Here is a 20,879-nt window from a genome sequence, read left to right as displayed (position 1 = left end):
GCGCCGTCTTGATTCCTCCAGCCACGAGGGCCAACAAGTGTCAATCGGCTTTGACAACGCTGGACAGTCCCCAGAGCGCGTTGCGCACCGGTCGTATCGAATCCGCCGGGCCGGTCCTCGGCCGGGGGCGTATCATGGCTGAGCCGCAGAAGTCGATAGCGCCTGCCGGGCCGCCCTCCCGCCCCTGCGAGCGTCATGACGAGGTCGAAACCCTCGCGAGCCAGGTGCTTTCGGCGCTGGCGCAGCGCTCGGGCGACGGGGCGGAGGCGGTGAGCTCCAAGATTCTGGCCGAATTCTGCGCCGACGTGCTGCGCGGCGACCGGTCGATCCGGACCGGCGCGCTGGCCACGCTGCGCCGCCACGGGATTTCCGCGACCGCCATCGTCGACGGCTATATCCCCGCCGCCGCGCGCGAACTGGGCGACCGCTGGTGCCGCGACGAACTGAGCTTTGCCGACGTGACCATCGGCGCGGCGCGGCTGCAGGCGATGCTGCGCGAACTGGGCGCGGCCAATGCCTGCGACATGCTGGCCGCCTCGGACGCGCCCAATATCATGATGATCGTGCCGCATGACGAATTCCACACGCTGGGCGGCATGACCGCCGCCAACCAGATGCGCCGCATGGGCGCGTCGGTCTGTCTGGCGCTGGGCCAGACCGAGGACGAGATCCTGCAAAAGGCCATGGCGCGGCAATTCGATCTGGTGGCGATTTCCGTCTCCTGCCGCCAGAAGCTCGACTCGACCCGGCGCCTGGTGAACGGCTTGCGCCGGGCGCTCGGCTCCGGCGTGCCGATCGTGATCGGCGGTCGGGTTGCCGACGGGGCCGAGGATATCTGCGCGCTGACCGGCGCGGACGCGGCCACATCGGACGCGCACGAGGCGTTGCGCCTTTGCGGCATGGACAGAAGAACGCTGGCGCCCGGCGCCGGCCGGTCAGGGCAGGACCAGTGACGGGGAGGCGGCCGGGACGGCCGGAAAAGGGCGCGTGACGTCAAGGGGCACCAAATACTGGAACAGCGGCGCGATCCCTCTCATCGCGCCCGAGATGCTGGGCGAAATCATCGCCACGGCCTGCGACGTCGCGATCGTCCTCTCGCCCGAGGGTCGTGTGCTGTCGGTCTTGGTGAACAAGGACCATCACGCCCATGGGCAGCTCGATCACTGGGAAGGCCGCGACATCCGCGACGTGCTGACCCAGGACAGTCGCCCCAAGCTTGACGCGCGGCTCGAGTTCTTCGCCCGGGGCGGCGAGACCGGAAAACCGGTCGAACTGAACCATGCCGATGGCGAGGGCTGGTCTTTCCCGGTCCGCTATTCCTTCCACACCATCGGCCCCGACGGCAGCACGCTGCTGATGCTGGGCCGCGACCTGCGCCCCATCGCCGAGATGCAGATGCAGCTCATCGAGGCGCAGATGGCGCTGGAGCGGGACTACGAGACCCAGCGCGAATACGACACCCGCTACCGCGTCCTGTCCGAATCGACCCGCGACGCCTTCGTCTTCGTCGGAACCAAGTCGGGCCGGGTGGTCGATGCCAATCCGGTGGCCTGCGAGCTTCTGGGCGCCGAGCGTGCCGAACTGATCGGCAACGCCTTCGCCCAGGAATTCGACGGCCGCCGCCGGGCCGAGTTCCTCGAGGCGCTGAGCCAGGTGGCCCTGTCGCCCGAGGCGCATCCGCTGCCGCTGGAAACCCGGCGCACCCGGGTCCGGATCCGGCTGCGCCCGATTGCCTTCCGCGCGGCGGGCGAGCCGCTGATCCTGTGCCGGCTGGACCGGACCGAGGACCGCGAGCCCAATGGCGGCGAGATGGGCGAGACGCTTCTGGCCTTCTACCGCCAGGGTGTCGATGCGCTGGTCTTCACCGACCCGCAAGGCGTGATCCTTGCCGCCAATGACAGCTTCCTCGGGCTTGCCGATGCGCCGCATGTGGGGTCGGTCAAGGGCCGGTCTCTGGGCGATTATCTGGTGCGCGGCAGCGTCGATCTGAGGGTGCTCGTCGAAAACGCCACCCGCAGCGGGCAGATGCGGTTCTTCGCCACCAAGCTGTCGGGCGAATATGGCGCCCAGGTCTCGGTCGAGATTTCGGCCACCTATCTCAAGGACCAGGCCAGCCCCTGCATCGTCTACGTGATCCGCGACGCCAGCCGCATGGAGGGCGCGCGCAAGCCCGGCGTCGCGGTGTCGGACGACGCGATGCGCTCGGTGATGGAGCTGGTGGGCTCCGCCAGCCTCAAGGACATCGTGACCGAAACCACCGATGTGGTCGAAAAGATGTGCATCGAGACCGCCGTCGAACTGACGCGGAACAACCGCGTGGCGGCGGCCGAGATGCTGGGGCTCTCGCGCCAGAGCCTTTATGTGAAGCTCCGGAAATACGGGCTCCTCAGCAGAGACGGGGGCGACTCGTGACGCCCCTGCAGGGAAGCAAGACCCGCCCCCGACGGGGCCAGGAGAATCTGCGGAAGACATGACCGATATCTCGAACGTGCCGAACCGGCGTCTGCCGGACCCCGCCGCCATGGTGACGCTGATCAAGCCGATCACCTGGTTTCCCCCGATGTGGGCCTATCTTTGCGGCACCGTGTCCTCGGGGGTGTCGCCCCTGTCGAAACCCGGCCTCGTGCTGCTGGGCATCGTGCTGGCAGGCCCTGTGGTCTGCGGCATGAGCCAGGCCGCGAATGACTGGTGCGACCGGCATGTCGACGCCATCAACGAACCCTATCGCCCGATCCCCTCGGGCCGCATTCCGGGGCGCTGGGGGTTCTATATCGCCTGCGCGATGTCGCTTCTGGCGCTGGTGATCGGCTGGCAGCTGGGCCCCTGGGGCTTTGTCGCCACGATCCTCGGCGTTGCCGCCGCCTGGGCCTATTCGGCCGAACCCGTGCGGCTGAAGAAATCCGGCTGGTGGGGGCCGGGGCTGGTTGGCATCTCGTATGAATCGCTTCCGTGGTTCACCGGAGCGGCCGTTCTGTCGGCGGGCGCCCCCTCGATCTATGTGGTGGTGATCGCGCTGCTTTACGGGATCGGCGCGCACGGGATCATGACCCTGAACGACTTCAAGGCGCTGGAGGGCGACCGCCAGATGGGCGTGAACTCGCTGCCCGTGACCATGGGGCCGCGCAAGGCCGCCTGGGTTGCGTCCATCGTGATGGCGGTGCCACAGGCGGTGGTGATCGGGCTTCTGGTCCTGTGGGACCGGCCGTTCCATGCCGCGGGCGTGACCGCCGTGCTGCTGGTGCAGTTCTGGGCGATGTCGGTGATGATGAAGGACCCCAAGGGCAAGGCGCCCTGGTATAACGGCGTGGGCGTCGTCCTCTATGTGTCCGGCATGATGATCTCGGCCTTCGCGATCCGGTCGCTCGGAGCGCTCTGATGACGCTGAGCTGGCTGCAGATCGTCCGGCTGGGGCTCGTGCAGATGAGCCTTGGCGCGGTCGTGGTGCTGACCTCGTCCACGCTGAACCGGCTGATGGTGGTCGAACTGGCGCTTCCCGCCGTGCTGCCGGGGCTGCTGGTGGCACTCCATTACGCGATCCAGATCACCCGGCCCAGCTGGGGGTTCCTGTCGGACACGCGCGGCCAGCGCACCCGGTTCATCATCGGCGGCATGGCGATCCTGGCGCTGGGCGGCTATCTCGCCGCAACCGGCGTCGTGGTGATGGAAGACCATTACGGCGCGGGGCTGGCGCTCTCGGTCCTGGCCTATGCGCTGATCGGCATCGGCGTCGCGGCCTGCGGCACCTCGCTTCTGGCGCTGCTGGCCACCGCCACCGCGCCCGAACGCCGCGCGGCGGCGGCCACCATCACCTGGCTGATGATGATCGCGGGCATCGGCATCACCGCCGGCACGGTCGGCGCCTTCCTCGATCCCTATACGCCCGCGCTGCTGCTGGAAATCGTGACCGTGGTCACCCTGGGCGCGGTCGCGGTGACCACGCTGGCGGTCTGGGGCATCGAAAAGCGCGTGGTCGCCCATCGCGAACCCGACGAGATGCCGTTCTGGAAGGGCATCGGCGAGGTCTGGGCCGAGCCCCGCGCCCGCGTCTTCACGCTGTTCGTGTTCCTGTCGATGGTCGCCTATTTCATGCAGGAACTGATCCTCGAGCCGTTCTCGGGCCTTGTGTTCGAGTTCACACCCGGCCAGTCGACCTCGCTGTCGGGGGCCCAGCATGGCGGCGTCTTCCTCGGCATGGTCGTGGTCGGCATCGGCAGCTCGGTGCTGCGGATCTGGGCCTTGCGCACCTGGGTGATCCTCGGCTGCCTCGGCTCGGCCGCGGCCCTGACAAGCATCGCCGCACTTGGGCATTTCGGCGCGCATCTGCCGCTGACGCCCGCCGTGGTGCTGATGGGCTTTTTCAACGGCATCTTCACCGTCGCCGCCATCGGCGCGATGATGGCGCTGGCAGGCGAGGGCCGCGACGCGCGCGAGGGCACGCGGATGGGGCTCTGGGGCGCGGCGCAGGCCATCGCCGCGGGCTTTGGCGGCCTTGTCGGCGCCGCCGCGGCCGACGGTTTGCGCCAGATCATGGACGACGCACCCGCCTTTGGCGTGGTGTTCCTGACCGAAGCGATCCTCTTCGTGCTGGCTGCTGCAATGGCCCTGAGGATCATGGATGGAAATCGACCCACAACGGAAAACGCAGGTCTTGTGCCAGGGGAGTAAGACAGATGATTTATGACGTTGTTGTCGTCGGGGGCGGCCCCGCCGGCGCCACCGCCGCAGAGGATCTTGCCCGTTCGGGCAAGAAGGTCGCGCTTCTGGACCGCGAGGGCCGGATCAAGCCGTGCGGCGGCGCGATCCCGCCGCGGCTGATGCGCGATTTCAACATTTCCGACGAACAGCTGGTGGCCAAGATCGACACCGCGCGGATGATCTCGCCCTCGGGCCGTTTCGTCGACATCCCGATCGAGAACGGCTTCGTCGGCATGGTCGACCGCAAGGATTTCGACCCGTTCCTGCGCGCCCGCGCCGAACGCGCCGGTGCCACCCGCTTTACCGGCACCTTCGTCCGGGTCGAGCGCGAGGAGGAAAAGACCTTCCTCGTCTTCCGCGACAAGCAGTCGAAGGAAGAGGTCAGGCTTCAGACCAAGTTCATCATCGGCGCCGACGGCGCGCGGTCTGACGTCGCGCGTGCCGAAGTGCCCGGCGGCGACAAGATCCCCTATGTGATCGCCTATCACGAGATCATCGACGCGCCGATGGCGGTCGGCAACTACCAGCCCAACCGCTGCGACGTGATCTATGACGGCCGGATCAGCCCCGATTTCTACGGCTGGGTGTTCCCGCACGGGCATACCTGCTCGGTCGGGATGGGCACCGGCGTCGACGGCTTCGACCTGAAACAGGCAACCGCCGATCTGCGCAAGATGGCCGGGCTCGACCAGGCCGAGACGATCCGCAAGGAAGGCGCGCCGATCCCGCTGCGTCCGATGGACAAGTGGGACAACGGCCGCGACGTGGTCGTGGTGGGCGATGCTGCGGGCACCGTGGCGCCCAGTTCGGGCGAGGGCATCTACTACGCGATGTATGGCGGGCGCGTGGGCGCGGCTGCGGTCTCGGCGGCGCTGGCCTCCGGCCGCGCGTCGGATCTGAAGCTGGCCCGGCAGATGTTCATGAAGGACCACAAGAACACCTACAAGGCGCTGCAGGCGATGCAGGACGCCTATTACCACAGCGACGAACGGCGCGAACGCTTCGTGTCGCTCTGCCACGATGTCGACGTGCAGACGCTGACCTTCGAATCCTACATGAACAAGAAGCTGACCAGGAAACGCCCGCTTGCCCATATCAAGATCGGGATCAAGAACGTCGCCCACCTGACGGGCCTGGTGTCGCCGCAATACACATGAGCGAAATGATCCCGGCCTGGGTCAACGGCGAACTGACACCGGTCGAGAAGCTGGAGGCCCACCAGAAGGGCCTCCGCCACAAGGCGATCTCGGTCTTCGTTCTGGATGGCGACCGGGTGCTGATCCAGCGCCGGGCGCTGGGCAAGTATCACACGCCCGGCTTCTGGGCGAATACCTGCTGCACCCATCCGCGCTGGGACGAGGAGTCGAAGACCTGCGCCAACCGTCGGCTGGCCGAAGAGCTGGGCATCACCGGCCTGACGCTCGAATTCCGCGAGCAGGTCGAATACCGCGCCGATGTGGGCAACGGGCTGATCGAGCACGAGGTGGTCGACATCTTCGTCGCCGAGGCCGGGCCCGATCTGACCTGGGACCTGAACCCCGACGAGGTGATGGATGCCCGCTGGATCGGTCTGGACGATCTGGCGCGCGAGACCCGCGAGACCGAGGGCGTCTATACGCCCTGGCTGCGGATCTATCTTGAAAAGCACAGCGACGCGATCTTCGGATCGCTCGCCTCGGCCTGAGCGCCTTTTCGGTCCGGGCTTTGGCCCGGGCCGGTTCTTGCCTGCGCCGTCAGGCCCGCCGCACAAGCCGCACCAGCGGCAGGATCGCGAAGCTCGTCACCGCGACCAGCACCGATCCGGCCGCGATCCCCACCACGCCGTCCAGCGCCGCCGTCACGATCCATTCGGTCGCGCCCTTTGCCACCGGGATTGCCCCGGCCACGGCCATCGCCGCGTGGCGGATCGCCTCCTGCGGCAGATGCCACCCCAGTTCGTGGGCGCCATGCACCAGGATCGAGCCGCCGACCCAGATCATCGCGGCCGTCCCAACGACCAGCAGCAGCGTCATGACCTTGGGCATGGCCCGCACGATCCCGATGCCAAACCCGCGCGTCAGCGCCAGCCGTCCCTTCTCGGCCATCGCCAGCCCGATATCGTCGGCCTTCACGATAAGCCCGACCGCGCCATAGACGACGACGGTGATCAGCGCGCCTGCCAGCGCCATCGCCGCCGCCTCGACCCAGATCGTCATGTGGTCGGGCAATGAGGCAAGGATGATGGTCATGATTTCGGCCGACAGGATGAAATCGGTCTTGATCGCGCCCTTGACCTTGGCCTCTTCCAGATGGGCCGCCGACATCTGACCGTCCGGCCCGGCCTCGGCCGCGTGATGGGACGGCCGAAGCGCGTGCCAGATCTTCTCGACCCCCTCGAAGCAAAGGTAACCCCCGCCCAGCATCAGCAAGGGCGCGATCGCCCAGGGCGCGAATTGCGACAGCACCAGCGCCACGGGAAGAAGAATCACCAGCTTGTTGAACAGCGATCCGCGGGCAATTCCCCAGACGATGGGCAATTCGCGGGCAGGCGAGAAACCCTGAACGTATTTGGGCGTGACCGCAGCATCGTCGACAACCGCCCCCGCCGCCTTGGACGAGGCCTTCACCGCCTGCCCCACCACATCGTCCACCGAAGCGGACGCAACCTTGGCGATCGCCGCCACGTCATCGAGCAGCGCCAGTAACCCGCTCATCGCCTGTCTCTATCCTGTTCTGCCCCGTCGTCCTGCGGCGCAAGGATAGCGCACCGCCCGGCCGGGTCCAATAGCGGCAGCCGGGCCGGGGGCGCCCTGCGGCATCCTCCCCGAGCCGGGATCGGGATCGGCAAGCCCCCGCCCGACCGGACGCCAGGACAATCCTTTTGAAATCCGGGATTGACGCAATGCTGCTGTTGTTTTTGAGTTGTATTAATCGTAATGACAACCCGAGCGCGATCTTCTCTCTCGGTCGCCTGGAACCATCAGGGTAACTGCCATGGACTCCGACCAGCGCCAGCCGGCCGAGGCCCGTTTCGTGCGCCCGGTCGACGGCTTCTGCCAACCGCTGCCCCAGGCCAGTCTGCGCCGCGTCGCGCAGGAGGCCCTGATGCGCGTCGCCCGCCTGCCCTGCCCGTCGCCCAGCCCCTTGCCCAGCCCGTCGCCGTCGCCACCACCGTCGCGCTACCCACGCGCCGAGCCGCCCGCTCTGGCCGAGATCGAAGCGCTGTGCGCGACGCTCGCGACGGGCGATCTTTTGCAGTCCCGCCAGATCCTCGATGCCCATCTGGCGGCGGGGCGCGACAAGACCTGGATTGCCGAGGCGCTGTTGCCCGAGGCGGCAAGGCTGATGGGCCGCCGCTGGGAAAGCGACGAGGTCAGTTTCGTTCAGGTGGGGCAGGCCGTGGGCCGGCTTCAGCGGCTTTTGCGGCTTGTGCGTGCCGAGGCCGGCCCCCGCCCGGTCGATCCGGCGCGGCGGGCGCTTTTCGCCACGCCCGAGGCCGAAACCCACACCTTCGGGGTGATCGTGGCTGCCGACATGTTCCGCGACCACGGCTGGGAGATCGAACTGTCGCTGTCCGAACCGCAAGACAGGCTGATCTCCGACCTGACCCAATCGCGGGTGCGCCTTCTGGGCCTGTCCGCCGCCGGACCCCGGTCGGCACTGCCGCTGACGCGGCTGGTCGAGGCGGTCAAAGCGGCGCTGCCCGAGATACGGGTGCTGATCTGCGGCAAGATCCTGCACAACTGCCCCGAAATCGCGCGCCAGATCCCTGCCGACGGGCATGCCGACGACCTGGAGACCGCGCTTTCCCTGGCCGACCGGCTGGTCCTGGAGGCGCGCCCCTGACAGCCCCACCCAATGCCCGCACCCGCTCGCAGCACCCTCGCGCAGCACCCGCTCACAGCACCTGGGGCCGCACCCGGGGCGCCGTGCCGCAGACCGGGCGCGAATTGCACGATCCTGTCGAAAGTGACCGACGCCTTCACGTGCCAGTAGCAAGGACATACGCTCTGCGCTAAAATACCTCACTTGACAGCAGCGCAGAGGCCGCTCGGCCCTCTTCCTCTTCAGCATGGCACCGCCCGGGAACGGCGCCCAAGATCAAGAAAGGGAGCTCGGCATGACAAAGGACTTGATGATCGCGCGTCATCGCGAGGACGCCTTGCATGAGGTGGCCGAGACGCTGGACGGGCTGACGATGTATCTGAGGGCAATCGACAACAAGGCAACCTCGGAACCGGCGCTGGGAAAGCTTGCGCTGCGGATCGAAGGACTCGCCGAGTCGGTCCGCGGTGAGATCGGCCGCCGACGTGCCGCACAAATGCGAACGTATCGGCATCTGCACTGAGGCCGTGCCGCGCCCCGCACCTACTTGAGGCAACGGACAGTTTCCGGGGCCGGGCGGACCCCAGGGGCTGTCGGCAGCCCCAAGACGGCCAGACGGTCCGCAGGAGGACTTTGGCCTGGTCTTGTGTCTTCGGTCGTTCCCGCAGTCATTCCGCACGGGGTCCGATCCGGCGGCCTGCCCTGTCCTGCCCTGTTATGACTTGACGTATTGACGAAACCATCGGTGCCGGGCAGCGTTCATGACCAACGTCTGGACCCTGTTCGATTGAAACGGTATGGATACTTTTCGTAACCCCTCGTTCCCCGGGGTCTGCACGACCAAGCGAAACCTCGAAGCCCTCGGGCGCAGCGACCTCGCGGCGGCAGTGCTGATGGAGCGGATCGTCCGCGACGCCTACGATTCGAAGAGTTCCAGCGCGATCCAGCCGCTGCAATGGTCGATCCTGCGCTATATCGAACGATCGCCCGAAGACCGCTGCACGCTGACCCTCATCGCCAGCTATCTGGGCCTGACCCATGCCCCGGTCAGCCGCGCGGTCAGGACGATGCGCGACCGCGGGCTTGTCGGACAGCGCAGCCATCCGCGCGACGCCCGCAGCGCGATCATCTCGTTGACCGAGGCCGGGCGGGCGGCGCTGGAGCTTGACCCGATCCGGAAGATCGGCTTACTTGTGGGCACCCTGCCGGACAGCGAGCGGGCCGCGATCAAGCGGGCGCTCCGGTCCATCGCGATTTCCCTTTCGTCCTGAGGAGACCTCGATGCCGAAGGTCGTGGTGATCGACGATGACGTCGAGATTCTGAAGATCTTCCCGCGTCTCTTGGCCGGAAGCGAGTTCGAGCCCTGCTGTACCTCGGATGTCGAGACCTTTCTCGAGCGCGTCCGCAGCGAGCGACCGGTGGCCGCCATCGTCGATTTCTGGTTGCTCGACAATACCGCGCTGCCGCTGCTGGACCGGCTTCGGGCCGAGGGGCTGGACCTGCCGGTGGTGCTGATGTCGGGCGGCGGCGGTGGCCATTCGGCACTGATGGCCGAGACCCTCGGCGAGGTCTGCGGGATCGTCTCGTTCCTGCACAAGCCCTTCCGGCGAGCGGAAGTGATCGAGGCTCTGCGCGGCGCGGCGGCGGTCGCGCTGAACTGACCGCAACGCCCGACCGGGGTATGGGTCAGGCCGCCAGCGGCAGGTAAAGCGACACCCGCGTCCCCGCCCGAGAGCTGGCGATGTCGAGGCCGCCCTGCGCGCTCCGGGTGAAGCCCTGCACCATCGCAAGGCCCAGCCCCGTTCCCTCGCCCGCAGGTTTGGTGGTGAAGAACGGCTCGGTCACCCGGCTCAGGATCTCGTCGGGGATGCCGCTGCCGGTATCGGTGATCGAGATTTCCGCATAGGCGCCACGCGGCAGCCGCGAGCCGTCCAGCATCGGACGCGGCGCGGTCAGGCGCACCGGACGGGTTTCCAGCGCCAGCCCGCCTCCCAGCCGCAGCGCATCGCGCGCGTTCAGCAGCAGGTTGATCAGCGCCGCCACCAGCTGGTCCTGCGCGACCTCGACCAATACAGGCGCCTCGGGCGGCGCGATCCGCATCCGGATCGTGGGCGGGATCAGCGGCCGCACCAGCGACCGGACCTCTTCCAGCGCCAGGCACAGATCGACCCGGTCGCGGCCGGCCGGTTCCGCGCGCTGCGCAAAGGCCAGAAGACGGCGGGCCAGCGCCGCGGCCCGGTCGGCCGCCGCCGCGGCCTCGGCGATACAGCGGTCGCGGTCGGTCGGGTCGGAACTGTCGCGGTAGAAATCCAGATTGGCCTGCAGCGCCATCAGCATATTGTTGAAATCATGCGCGATGCCACCGGCCAGTTCGCCCATCGCCTGCATCTTCTGAGCCTGCAGCGACCCGTAGGCAGCGGCCTCGGCGGCCAGTCTCAGGCGGCGTCCGGCCCAGATCGCATGGGCGAAATAGCCCAGCATCGCCAACCCCGAGCCGGTGGCCGCCCCACGCACCGCCATCGAGTCGATCCGCGGCAGCACCATCGCGACCAGCACCATCAGCGCCAGCCCGATGACCGCCGTCTCGGCCAGGACCAGCCAGCGCTGGCTGTCGCCGCGCCGGATCAGGAACACCATCGCGCAGCCCAGCATGGAAAGCGCGGTGATCCGGACCGCCGCCTCGTCCTCGGTCCCAAGCGTGGCCGGAAGCCACAAAAAGGACACCAGCGCCGCCAGGAACAGCCCGCCGGCAATCCGCGTGTCGTGCGCCGTGCAGATCCGGCCCCGGCTCCGCAAAAAGGCAAGATAGGCCAGATTGGCCAGGCCATAGCCCGCCATCCAGATCAGCACCGCCGCCCATCCCGCGGCCTCCTGCAGAACGGCGCCGCCCACCGCCACGCCCAGCCCCCGCAGCAGAAGTTCCTGGGGACGTCCGAATTCAAGCGCGTAAAGCCGGTCGATTTCCCTGCGGTGATCCATACTGTCCTCGGAGCCGAGACGCATCGCGGCGCGGATCTTGCCAGCGCAACCCGCGCTTGTCACCTGCGCCCTGCAGGCGGGTCTGTCCGAAGACCTGCCCTAAGGTTCGGTTAACCTCGTCCGCCCTAGACTTCGGCCCGACACTGACGCAGGCTTGGGCCGATGCCATCCATCCTTTTCGTGCATGAGAACTTTCCGGCCCAGTTCGGCGGCATCGCCGGCTATCTGGTCGCGCGCGGCTGGGACGTGGTCTTCGCCACCGCCGCCGATGGGTTCCCCCGGGACCGCGTGACCCGGATCGCCGCAAGCGGGCTGCGGGTGCTGGGCTATGGCCGCCACCGCGACGTGGACAAGGCCACCCACCGCTACCTGCGCGGCACCGAACGTGCGGTGCTGAACGGACAGGGTCTGGCCCGGGCCGCGATCGCGCTGCGCCAGCAGGGCTTCGCGCCCGATCTGGTGGTGGCCCATTCCGGCTGGGGCTCGGGCAGCTTCGCCCGGGTCGTCTGGCCCAAGGCGCGATTCGTGCCCTATCTCGAATGGTGGTACAATTACCCGCCCGTCGACATGGAGTCCGAAAGCACCGACTCGGCCGAGGACCGCCATGCCGCCACGCTTTGCCGCAACCTGCCCTTCCTGCTGGACCTGCAGGCGGCCGACGCGATCCTGGTGCCGACCACCTTCCAGCGCGACCAGCTGCCCGACTGGCTGCAGGCGCGGACGACCGTGATCCATGACGGCGTCGACATCGACGCGCTGGTCCGCCCACCGCCGGGCGAGCCGCCCTTCACGCTGGAGGGCCTGCCCGACACGGCGCCGCTTGTCACCTATGCCACGCGCGGCATGGAGCCGATGCGCGGCTTTCCCGAATTCATGGCCGATCTGGCCCGGCTTCAGGCCGAGGACGAAACGGTGCACGCGGTCGTCGCGGGCGAGGACTCGGTGCATTACGGCGGCCGCCTGCCAGAGGGCGAAAGCTGGAAGGCGCGCGCCCTGGCCGCGCACGGCTTCGACATGACGCGGCTGCATTTCACCGGACGGCTGCCCGCGGGCCGCTATCGGGCGCTGCTGCGCCGGTCCGACGCGCATGTCTACCTGACCCGGCCCTTCGTCCTGTCCTGGTCGTTGCTCGACGCGATGGCGGCGGCCTGCCCGATGGTCGTCTCGGATACCGCCCCGGTGCGCGAGGTGGTGCCGCCCGACGCCGCCCGTTTCGTCGAATTCCAGACCCCCGGCGAGATCGCATCGGGCATCGCGGCCCTTCTGGCCGACCGCGCCGCCGCCCGCACCCTGGGCGCGCGTGCCCGCGCCCATGCCGTCGCGCATTACGCCCAAGGCGATCTTTACCCGAAACGCGAGGCGTTCTTCCGCGCGGTGATCGGCGGCCCGGTCGGATCCGGTCAGTAGGTCTGGGCGCGGCGGATGCCGTGCATCTCGTTGGCCCGCGCCATCGCTTCGCCCAGCGTGCGGACCCCGACGGCCTGCAGCTCGTCCAGCATGTGGCGGAAGACCTCGGCGGTGGCCTGCGCATCGCCCAGCGCCGTGTGCCGGTGCTCGGGGTCGAGCCGCACCCCGAAGCGGCAGGCCAGCGCATCCAGCGTGTGATCCTCGGCATGGGGATAAAGCGCGGCCGACAGCAGCACGGTGCAGAGCACCGGATGATCGAAGCAAAGCCCCAGCCGGTCTTCCTTCATCTTCAGGAAGGCCATGTCGAAGGCCGCGTTATGGGCGACCAGCACCGAGCCCTCGCAGAAGGCGTGAAATCGCCGCCCGACCGACACGATGTCGGGCACACCGCGCACCATGGCGTCGTCGATGCCGTGGACCGCGGTCGACGAGGCCGGAATGTGCCGCCCCGGATTGACCAGGGTGTTGAAGACCTCGCCGCGCAGGATGCGCCCGTTCACGATGCGCAGCCCGGCGATCTGCACGATCTCGTCGCCCTGCCGCGGAGCAAGCCCGGTGGTCTCTGTGTCGAAGACCACGTAGCCGAGCCCGGCCAGCGGGCGGTCGGCCAGCGTCCCGGCCGCCGCGCGCGGCAGCGAGAAGTCATAGAATTCCGGCCGCGGATCGGCGGGCGTCAGCACCGGCGCCGCCGCAGCCACCAGCGGCAGGACCAGCCGGTGCCCGGTCTCGGTCGGCTCGGCCCAAAGCTCGGTGCCATGGCCTTCCAGCGCATCGCGGCCGAGATATTCGCCATAGCCCGCCGAAAGCGGCGCCGCGAGCCAGCGGTCGATCTGCCCGTCGCTGACCGGCGCGCCCGTCCAGTGCAGCTCCAGACAGACCTCGCGGCCCTCGGGCACGGCGCGCAGCACGAAACCGCCGCGCTGGCCGTCCGCCCGCAGCCCCTCGATCACCCGGCCCAGAAGTTCGGAAATGGCGAAGCCGTCGCAGCGGATGAACTGGCGCCCGCCCTCGAAGCGCAGATCCTCGGGCAGGCGCGCGGTCAGCGCATCGAAGATGTCGTCCGAGGCGACGGCGGGCATCGGCCAGCGCCGGGTGGTGGCGACGCCATAGCGGTCGGCCACCTGGTTCATGCGGTCGACCAGCATCGCCTGTTCGCTGCGCAGCTGGGCAAAGAAGGTCGACCGCATTGCCCCCGCCATGTCGGGATCGGACTCGATGGCGTCGAACAGCGCCCCGATGGCCGCGGTCGGCCGCCGCACTGCCTCGAGCATGGTGTTGAACAGGTGGTCAAGCTCGGCATGCGCCTCGAGATCCTCGGTCGCATCGTGGAAGATCAGCACATAGCCCACGCGCTGCCCCTCGACCGCGACGGGGCTGACGCGCGCCATCAGGAAACGGTCGCCGCTGTCGGTGGCGGCCAGAAAGCGTTCGGCCTCGGCCTCGCCCCGGGCCGCCCGTGCGCCCATCCGGTCGAGCGCGTGGGTCAGCGGTTCGGACCTGAGAAAGGCGGTCAGCGGCCGGTCGAGCCCCAGATCGCCCAGAAGCCCAAGCGCCGCGCGGTTGTACAGCATGATCCGGTGATCGAGCGTGGCCACCACCACCCCTTCGGCCAGATCGCGCAACAGCGCCTCGAACATCGCCTTCTCGCGGTTCAGCGCGGCGGTGCGGTCGGCGATCGCCCGGGCCTGCGCCTCGCGCGTCGCGGCCAGCGCATCGTGGATCGCATTGGCGGCAGGGGCCAGCGCCCCCAGATAGCGCGCGGGCGCCTCGTCGATATCGGCGGCGATGTCGACGCGGGCCCGGGTCTGCAGATCGGCCGCCAGCGCCTGGATCGGCCGGGCAACGTTCGAATCGAACAAGAGCCCCACCCAGGCCGCGAGCCCCAGCAACCCGCACCCCGCCAGCACGCCCGCGATGACATAGCCGTCGGCCGGCCCGCCCGCCCGGGCATGGCCGAACCAAAGGCCCAGCCCCAGAAGCACCGTGCCGCCCAATGCCAGCGCCCCGAAGAACAGCGCGAATCGAACTCTCAGCCCTAGCCGCTCATGCATCCATGTCTCCCCCCAGCAGCGCACGGATCTGGGCCGTCAGATCCGCGGTCGCAAAGGGTTTTGTCAGGAACGCATCCGCGCCCAGTGCCAGACCCTTGCGCCGCTCGACCTCTCCACCGCGCGCTGTCATCATGAGGACCTTAACATTCCTGAGGTCCTCGTCCTGCCGCATGATCTGGCAGATCTCGTAGCCCGAGCGTTCGGGCAACATCACGTCAAGCACCACCAGATCGGGCCGGTCCTCCTCCATGGCCCGGAGTGCGGCATTGCCGTCGCTCACCCGCCTTGTGTCGTAGCCCTGGCGCGCAATCAGGAATTCCAGCGCCAGCGCGATGCCGTCCTCGTCCTCGACCAGCAGAACCGACTTCTCGCCCATGCCTGCCGCTCCTCAGTCCTGCGGCACGCAGATCGCCCGGACCAGCGGATCGCCCGGCGCCAGCGGCTGCCAGTCGGCCACGGCCGGGTCGGTCAGGGCGGCGTCGGTGGCCTCGGCCCGGGCGGGCGCGGCGCAATCGATCAGCACCGTGACCGTGCGCGCCGCGTGCCAGCGCGCCAGCAGGTAAAGCTCGACCAGCCGGACCTCGGGGGCATCGGGGCGGGTCTGCGCGCCGATCAGATTGGCCGCCATCAGCCGCGTGGTGACCGGGGCGACCAGCGTCCAGGGCTTCCAGGCGATGGCCTCGTCTACCCGGGTCACCTCGACCACGCCTTCCGGCAGGCTGGCCACGGTGCGCGCGCCCCACGTGTATTCCGACCAGAGCGCATAGGCCAGCATCGCGACGGCCGCCGCCAGCGGCACCGCAAAGCGCGGCAGGCGGCGGCCGCTCAGCCGGTTCACCACCAGCACCAGCCCGCCCGTGCCGATCCCGGCAACGATGATCGCGATCAGTTCGATATACATGGCCTACCCCATCACGCCCCGGCCCTGCCCGGCCGAGGACTGCATTGTCTTGATCACCATGAACGCGTCGCGCAGGTGGTTGCGTTCCAGTTCGGAGAGCTGCGCGGGCGGCATGAAATTGTCGGGCCGCGCGCCCGCCCGGATCTGCGCCGCCTGATGGCGCAGCCGGGTCTCGGCGATGAAGTCATAGGCGTCGATCAGGTCATGCGCCCCCGCCTTCGAGATCACGCCCGCCTCGCGCGCCGCCTCCAGCCGCTCGCGGGTGTTGACCGCCTGCAACTCGCCCCGCAGCGCATAGACCCGGCCCAGATCGACCACCGGCACGACGCCCGAATGCTTCAGATCGACCGTGTCCTTGTGCTCGCCCGACCGGATCAGGGCAAAGCCGCGCAGAAGCCCCAGCGGCGGCGTGTGCTTCAGCGAGTTCGACACCATATGCGCCACGAAAATCGAGTTCCTGCGGGCCATCGCCAGGGTCTCGGCCTGCAGGTCGCGAAACAGCGCGGTGTCGCCATGGATCGGCCTGAGATCGAACATCACCGAGGCCAGCATCTGCGCCTGATTGTCGGGCTGGGCGATCCAGCCCGCAAAATAGTCGCGCCAGACCCGGCGCGGCTGACGCCAGCGCGGATTGGTCGCCATCATGTCGCCCGGGCAATAGACGAAGCCGCAGGCATGCAGCCCGTCCGAGACGAAGGCCGCCAGCGCGAGGAAATAGGCATCCTGCCCGGGCTCGAAGGCGTCGTCGAGGATCAGGCAATTGTCCTGATCGCTTTGCCCGGTCTGCTCGCGCCGACCCTGACTGCCGCAGGCAAGCCACAGATAGGGCACGGGCGGCGGGCCCAGCTCGGCCTCGGCCAGCACCAGCAGGCGCCGCGTGATGGCATCGGTGATGTCGGTGATCCGCCGGGTGATGGCGCTGGCCCCGGCCCCGGCGCTGACAAGCTGCGCCAGAAGGCTTGGCACCTGTGCCACGACGCGGGCCATCTCGGCGGCGCTGCCCGCATCGACGATATCGGCGATCATGTGGCTGGCGGTCGCCGCCTGCTGGCGGAACAGATCGGTGCGCCCGATCAGCCCGACGATGCGCCCGCCCTCGGCCACGGGCAGATGGCTGATATTGTGATCGGCCAACCGCATCAGCGCATCCAGCCCCAGCGCATCGGGCGCGATGGTGATGAGATCCGAGGTCATCACCCGGGCGACCGGCGTGGTGCCGTCCAGCCCCTCGGCCAGCACCTTGTTGGCCAGATCGCGCACCGTGACGATGCCCGCGGGCGTCTCGCCCTCCATCAGGATCACCGACGAGATCCCCTTGGCGCGCATCAGCCGCGCCACGTCGCGCACCTCGGCCCCGACCGGGCAGGTCACCGGGGTGCGGGTCATCAGGTCGGACACTTTCAGCGCGGTCAGCCCGGCCGCATCGGCGCCGCTGTCGGCGGGCCGCGCCGGGGACGCGCGCTGGAACCAGGCGGCAAAGGCCGGGACATCGTCGATGAGGTCGTAGAACCGCTCTTTCGGCAGGCGGATCAGCACCGCATCCTCGGCCACCCGCGCGGTCAGCGTCGCCCGCCCCAGCCGCAACAGCCCGCGCTCGCCGATCACGTCGCCGGGGCCGCGCAGCGCGACCGGGCCCGATCCGTCGGTCTCGATCTCGACGCTGCCGCTTTCGATCACCAGAAGCGCCTCGAGCCGCTCGCCCTCGTAGGACAGAGTCTGCCCTGTCTCGGCGACGATCCGGGTCAGGCTGGGCCCAAGGGCCTCAAGCGCGGCCGCGGGCACCATGTCGAAGGGAGCGTAACGGGTCAGGCTGGCCAGGATATCGGCATCGGTCTGGGACATGGCTCTGCTCCTGCGCCGGCAGCGGGATCGTTCAACTACCTAAAAGGAAACGCGCGCCGTCAATACATGGCGCGGCAGGAACCGGAAAAAGGGGGCGGAACTCCGCCCCCTTCCCTGTTTCGTCAGTGGCCGGTCGCGGCACCGGCCCCGCGCGGGACGCGGATGCTTTCGACCAGTTCCACCACTTCGCGCGGCGGTGTCCGGGTCACGGCCGAGACCCCGAAGGCGACCGCGAAGTTCAGGACAGCGCCAACCGTGCCGATCGACAGCGGCGAGATGCCGAACAGGTAGTTGGCCGGAACGTCCTCGAAGGTGGCGGTGCCGGGGATGAAGAACCAGCCCTTGTAGAGGAAGATGTAGACGGCGGTGAAGATCAGACCGACCAGCATCCCCGCGATGGCGCCTTCCTTGTTCACGCGCTTGGAGAAGATCCCCATCATCAGCGCCGGGAAGATCGTCGCCGCCGCCAGCCCGAAGGCCAGCGCCACCACCTGCGCGGCAAAGCCGGGCGGGTTGAGGCCAAGCCAGGTCGCGATCAGGATCGCACCGGTCATCGAGATCCGCGCGGCCAGAAGCTCGCCCTTCTCCGAGATGTTCGGGTTGATCGAGCCCTTGATGAGGTCATGCGAGATCGCCGACGAGATCGCCAGCAGCAGACCCGCCGCCGTCGACAGCGCCGCCGCCAGCGCCCCCGCCGCCACCAGCGCGATCACCCAGGAGGGCAGCGCCGCGATTTCGGGGTTGGCCAGCACCATGATGTCGTTGTCGATCTTGGTGACCTCGTTGCCCTGCCAGCCGCGTTCGGCCGCCAGCGCCTGCATCTCGGGGTTCTTGTCGTTGTAGTACTGGATCAGGCCGTCGCCGTTCAGATCCTGCATGACCAGAAGCCCGGTCTGTTCCCAGGTCTTCACCCAGTTCAGCTTGGGGTCGGTCTGGATCGCCTCGAGGCTGATCGCGTCGCCGTCAAGCGCATTGCCCGCGACCGCATTCGGCCACATGGTGGTCGTCAGGTTCAGCCGCGCCATCGACCCCACGGCCGGGGCCACGGTGTAAAGCAGGGCGATGAAGACCAGTGCCCAGCCCGCCGAGGTGCGCGCGTCGGCCACTTTCGGCACGGTGAAGAAGCGGATGATGACATGCGGCAGACCCGCCGTGCCGATCATCAGCGACATGGTGAAGAGGAACATGTTCAGCATGTTCGGCGTGTCGGCGGTATAGGCGGTAAAGCCCAGTTCCGTGACCACCTGATCAAGCTTGGCAAGGAAGGTCTGGTCGCCGCCGCCCGGCGCATAGTCGCCGATCAGCCCGAGCTGGGGCAGGAACGACCCGGTCAGCGCCAGCGAGATGAAGATCGCCGGGATGGTGTAGGCGATGATCAGCACCACATATTGCGCCACCTGCGTGTAGGTGATGCCCTTCATGCCGCCGAACACGGCATAGGCGAAGACGATGGCCGCGCCGATGTAAAGCCCGGTATCGGTCGAGACCTCGAGGAAGCGCCCGAAGGTCACGCCGACGCCGCGCATCTGCCCGATCACATAGGTGATCGAGATCACGATCAGGCAGATCACCGCCAGAAGCCGCGCGCCGCCCGAATAGAAGCGGTCGCCAATGAATTCCGGCACGGTGAACTTGCCGAACTTGCGCAGATAGGGGGCCAGCAGCAGCGCCAGCAGCACATAGCCGCCGGTCCAGCCCATCAGGAAGGCCGACTGGGTGTAGCCGCCCGCGGGCGCCAGCGCGATGATCCCGGCCATCGAGATGAACGAGGCCGCCGACATCCAGTCGGCGCCGGTCGCCATCCCGTTCAGAACCGGGTGAACGCCCCGGCCCGCGGCATAGAATTCCGCGGTCGAGCCCGCCCGGGCCCAGATCGCGATCCCGACATAGATGGCGAAGGTGATGCCGACGAAAACGAGGTTGAGGGTAAACTGATCCATCTGGTCCGGGCTCCCTTACTCATCCACGCCGTACTTGCGATCCAGCCCGTTCATCAGCCAGGCATAGACGAAGATCAGCACGAGAAAGACGTAGATCGAGCCCTGCTGGGCGAACCAGAAGCCCAGATCGGCGCCGCCGATCATGATGCCTTCCAGCGCCGGCCGGAGCACGATGCCCAGACCGAAGGATGCGACCGCCCAGATCGCCAGGCAGATGAGGATGATGCGCACATTCGCGCGCCAGTAATCGGAGTCCTGTCCGGACATTGGGGTCCTCCCTTATGTCGGTTAGAGGGAACCGGCCGCCCACCTCCCGTTGCGGGCGACCGGAGTGCATCGAGAAATGTCGCGCGGGGAACGCGGGGCGCTCGCACGCGCCCCTAGCCGCGGTTCATCCTGTTATTGATGAGCTCGTCGACGACCGAAGGGTCGGCGAGCGTCGAGATGTCTCCGAGGGAGCCGAAATCGTTCTCGGCGATCTTGCGCAGGATGCGGCGCATGATCTTGCCCGAGCGGGTCTTGGGCAGGCCCGGGGCCCACTGGATGATGTCGGGCTTGGCGATCGGGCCGATCTCGGTGCGGACCCATTTCTCCAGCTCCTTGCGAAGCTCTTCCGTCGCCTCGACCCCGTTCATCAGCGTCACATAGGCGTAGATGCCCTGACCCTTGATTTCGTGCGGGTAGCCCACCACCGCGGCCTCGGCGACCGCCTGATGCGCCACCAGCGCCGATTCCACCTCGGCCGTGCCCATCCGGTGCCCCGACACGTTGATCACGTCATCGACCCGGCCCGTCACCCAGTAATAGCCGTCCGCATCGCGGCGGCAGCCGTCGCCCGAGAAGTAATAGCCCTTGTAATGGCTGAAATACGTCTCCTGAAAGCGGTCGTGATCGCCCCAGATCGTGCGCATCTGCCCGGGCCAGCTGTCCTTGAGGCAGAGGACGCCCTCGGCTTCGGTGCTGTCGATCTCCTTGCCCGATTCCGGTTCCAGCACCACCGGCTGCACCCCGAAGAAGGGCTTGGTGGCGGACCCGGGCTTGGTCGCCGTCGCGCCCGGCAGCGGCGTCAGCAGATGCCCGCCGGTCTCGGTCTGCCACCAGGTGTCGACGATCGGGCAGCGGCCCTTGCCGACATGCGCGTTGTACCATTCCCAGGCCTCGGGGTTGATCGGCTCGCCGACCGAGCCCAGCACCTTGAGCGAGGACAGGTCGTATTTCTCGACCCAGTCGGTGCCCTGGCCCATCAGCGCCCGGATCAC

General features: G+C 68.1%; 20 protein-coding genes. 11 read left to right on the top strand and 9 right to left on the bottom strand.

Annotated elements, in window-relative coordinates; all coding sequences use genetic code 11:
• Positions 1-134 precede the first annotated feature (134 nt).
• Genes EV657_RS07010 through idi form a run of 6 tightly spaced genes read left to right on the top strand, consistent with a single transcriptional unit; the run spans position 135 to position 6,379 of the window.
• The gene (locus EV657_RS07010; protein ID WP_113668102.1) at positions 135-953 is read left to right on the top strand and encodes a cobalamin B12-binding domain-containing protein; all 819 of its coding nucleotides are present in this window, start codon (positions 135-137) and stop codon (positions 951-953) included.
• A gap of 34 nt (positions 954-987) precedes the next feature.
• A complete protein-coding gene (ppsR, locus tag EV657_RS07005) occupies positions 988-2,412 on the top strand; it encodes a transcriptional regulator PpsR (protein ID WP_113668101.1) in 1,425 nt (474 codons plus the stop codon).
• A 58-nt stretch (positions 2,413-2,470) separates the two neighbouring features.
• Positions 2,471-3,376, top strand: coding sequence for a chlorophyll synthase ChlG (gene chlG / locus EV657_RS07000; protein WP_134077483.1), 906 nt, complete (start codon positions 2,471-2,473; stop codon positions 3,374-3,376).
• Complete coding sequence (locus EV657_RS06995; RefSeq protein WP_075787277.1) at positions 3,376-4,665, top strand: BCD family MFS transporter; 1,290 nt, start codon at positions 3,376-3,378, stop codon at positions 4,663-4,665. Before chlG ends, EV657_RS06995 begins: the two co-directional genes overlap by 1 nt.
• A 5-nt stretch (positions 4,666-4,670) precedes the next feature.
• A complete protein-coding gene (locus tag EV657_RS06990) occupies positions 4,671-5,852 on the top strand; it encodes a geranylgeranyl diphosphate reductase (protein WP_075787278.1) in 1,182 nt (393 codons plus the stop codon).
• Positions 5,849-6,379, top strand: coding sequence for an isopentenyl-diphosphate Delta-isomerase (gene idi, locus EV657_RS06985; RefSeq protein ID WP_113668099.1), 531 nt, complete (start codon positions 5,849-5,851; stop codon positions 6,377-6,379). The genes EV657_RS06990 and idi overlap by 4 nt, the downstream gene beginning before the upstream one ends.
• Before the next feature lie 49 nt (positions 6,380-6,428).
• Here idi and EV657_RS06980 read toward each other — a convergent pair whose 3' ends face one another.
• Complete coding sequence (locus EV657_RS06980) at positions 6,429-7,388, bottom strand: DUF808 domain-containing protein (protein WP_075787280.1); 960 nt, start codon at positions 7,386-7,388, stop codon at positions 6,429-6,431.
• Between the two features lie 280 nt (positions 7,389-7,668).
• Here EV657_RS06980 and EV657_RS06975 point away from each other — a divergent pair, with 280 nt between their 5' ends.
• The 4 genes from EV657_RS06975 to EV657_RS06960 all read left to right on the top strand — a co-directional run bounded on the left by EV657_RS06975 (position 7,669) and on the right by EV657_RS06960 (position 10,161).
• On the top strand, positions 7,669-8,520 hold the full coding sequence (locus EV657_RS06975; protein ID WP_134077482.1) for a cobalamin B12-binding domain-containing protein: 852 nt from the start codon (positions 7,669-7,671) through the stop codon (positions 8,518-8,520).
• A gap of 274 nt (positions 8,521-8,794) precedes the next feature.
• Entirely contained in the window at positions 8,795-9,022 is a 228-nt protein-coding gene (locus tag EV657_RS06970) for a hypothetical protein (protein WP_075787282.1), read from the top strand.
• A 274-nt stretch (positions 9,023-9,296) separates the two neighbouring features.
• A complete protein-coding gene (locus tag EV657_RS06965; RefSeq protein ID WP_081382239.1) occupies positions 9,297-9,770 on the top strand; it encodes a MarR family winged helix-turn-helix transcriptional regulator in 474 nt (157 codons plus the stop codon).
• A 10-nt stretch (positions 9,771-9,780) separates the two neighbouring features.
• A complete protein-coding gene (locus EV657_RS06960) occupies positions 9,781-10,161 on the top strand; it encodes a response regulator (RefSeq protein WP_113668095.1) in 381 nt (126 codons plus the stop codon).
• Positions 10,162-10,186: 25 nt separating this feature from the next.
• Here EV657_RS06960 and EV657_RS06955 read toward each other — a convergent pair whose 3' ends face one another.
• Positions 10,187-11,479 (bottom strand): sensor histidine kinase, encoded by a 1,293-nt coding sequence (locus EV657_RS06955; RefSeq protein WP_113668094.1) that lies wholly within the window; start codon positions 11,477-11,479, stop codon positions 10,187-10,189.
• A 162-nt stretch (positions 11,480-11,641) separates the two neighbouring features.
• Here EV657_RS06955 and EV657_RS06950 point away from each other — a divergent pair, with 162 nt between their 5' ends.
• Positions 11,642-12,886: a glycosyltransferase gene (locus tag EV657_RS06950; RefSeq protein WP_134077481.1), complete on the top strand. Its 1,245-nt coding sequence runs from the start codon at positions 11,642-11,644 to the stop codon at positions 12,884-12,886.
• Here EV657_RS06950 and EV657_RS06945 read toward each other — a convergent pair.
• The 7 genes from EV657_RS06945 to EV657_RS06915 form a co-directional block, all read right to left on the bottom strand.
• A complete protein-coding gene (locus EV657_RS06945; RefSeq protein ID WP_134077480.1) occupies positions 12,880-14,937 on the bottom strand; it encodes a 3'-5' exonuclease in 2,058 nt (685 codons plus the stop codon). The two genes, EV657_RS06950 and EV657_RS06945, sit on opposite strands and share 7 nt — an antisense overlap.
• A complete protein-coding gene (locus EV657_RS06940) occupies positions 14,930-15,313 on the bottom strand; it encodes a response regulator transcription factor (RefSeq protein WP_113668091.1) in 384 nt (127 codons plus the stop codon). The genes EV657_RS06945 and EV657_RS06940 overlap by 8 nt, the downstream gene beginning before the upstream one ends.
• 12 nt (positions 15,314-15,325) lie before the next feature.
• Positions 15,326-15,838, bottom strand: a complete 513-nt coding sequence (locus tag EV657_RS06935; RefSeq protein ID WP_113668090.1) for a hypothetical protein — start codon at positions 15,836-15,838, stop codon at positions 15,326-15,328.
• Between the two features lie 3 nt (positions 15,839-15,841).
• On the bottom strand, positions 15,842-17,680 hold the full coding sequence (locus EV657_RS06930) for a DUF294 nucleotidyltransferase-like domain-containing protein (RefSeq protein ID WP_134077479.1): 1,839 nt from the start codon (positions 17,678-17,680) through the stop codon (positions 15,842-15,844).
• A gap of 122 nt (positions 17,681-17,802) precedes the next feature.
• On the bottom strand, positions 17,803-19,620 hold the full coding sequence (locus EV657_RS06925) for a sodium:solute symporter family protein (protein ID WP_075787291.1): 1,818 nt from the start codon (positions 19,618-19,620) through the stop codon (positions 17,803-17,805).
• A 15-nt stretch (positions 19,621-19,635) separates the two neighbouring features.
• A complete protein-coding gene (locus EV657_RS06920) occupies positions 19,636-19,887 on the bottom strand; it encodes a DUF4212 domain-containing protein (protein WP_075787292.1) in 252 nt (83 codons plus the stop codon).
• A 113-nt stretch (positions 19,888-20,000) separates the two neighbouring features.
• Positions 20,001-20,879: AMP-binding enzyme (locus EV657_RS06915; RefSeq protein WP_166673663.1), on the bottom strand; the 879-nt coding region annotated here is incomplete at its 5' end.

This window comes from Rhodovulum visakhapatnamense, from assembly GCF_004365965.1.
Classification (GTDB): Bacteria; Pseudomonadota; Alphaproteobacteria; order Rhodobacterales; family Rhodobacteraceae; genus Rhodovulum; species Rhodovulum visakhapatnamense.
Note: the sequence above shows the minus strand (reverse complement) of the source record. Positions and strands in the feature narration are given on the sequence as shown.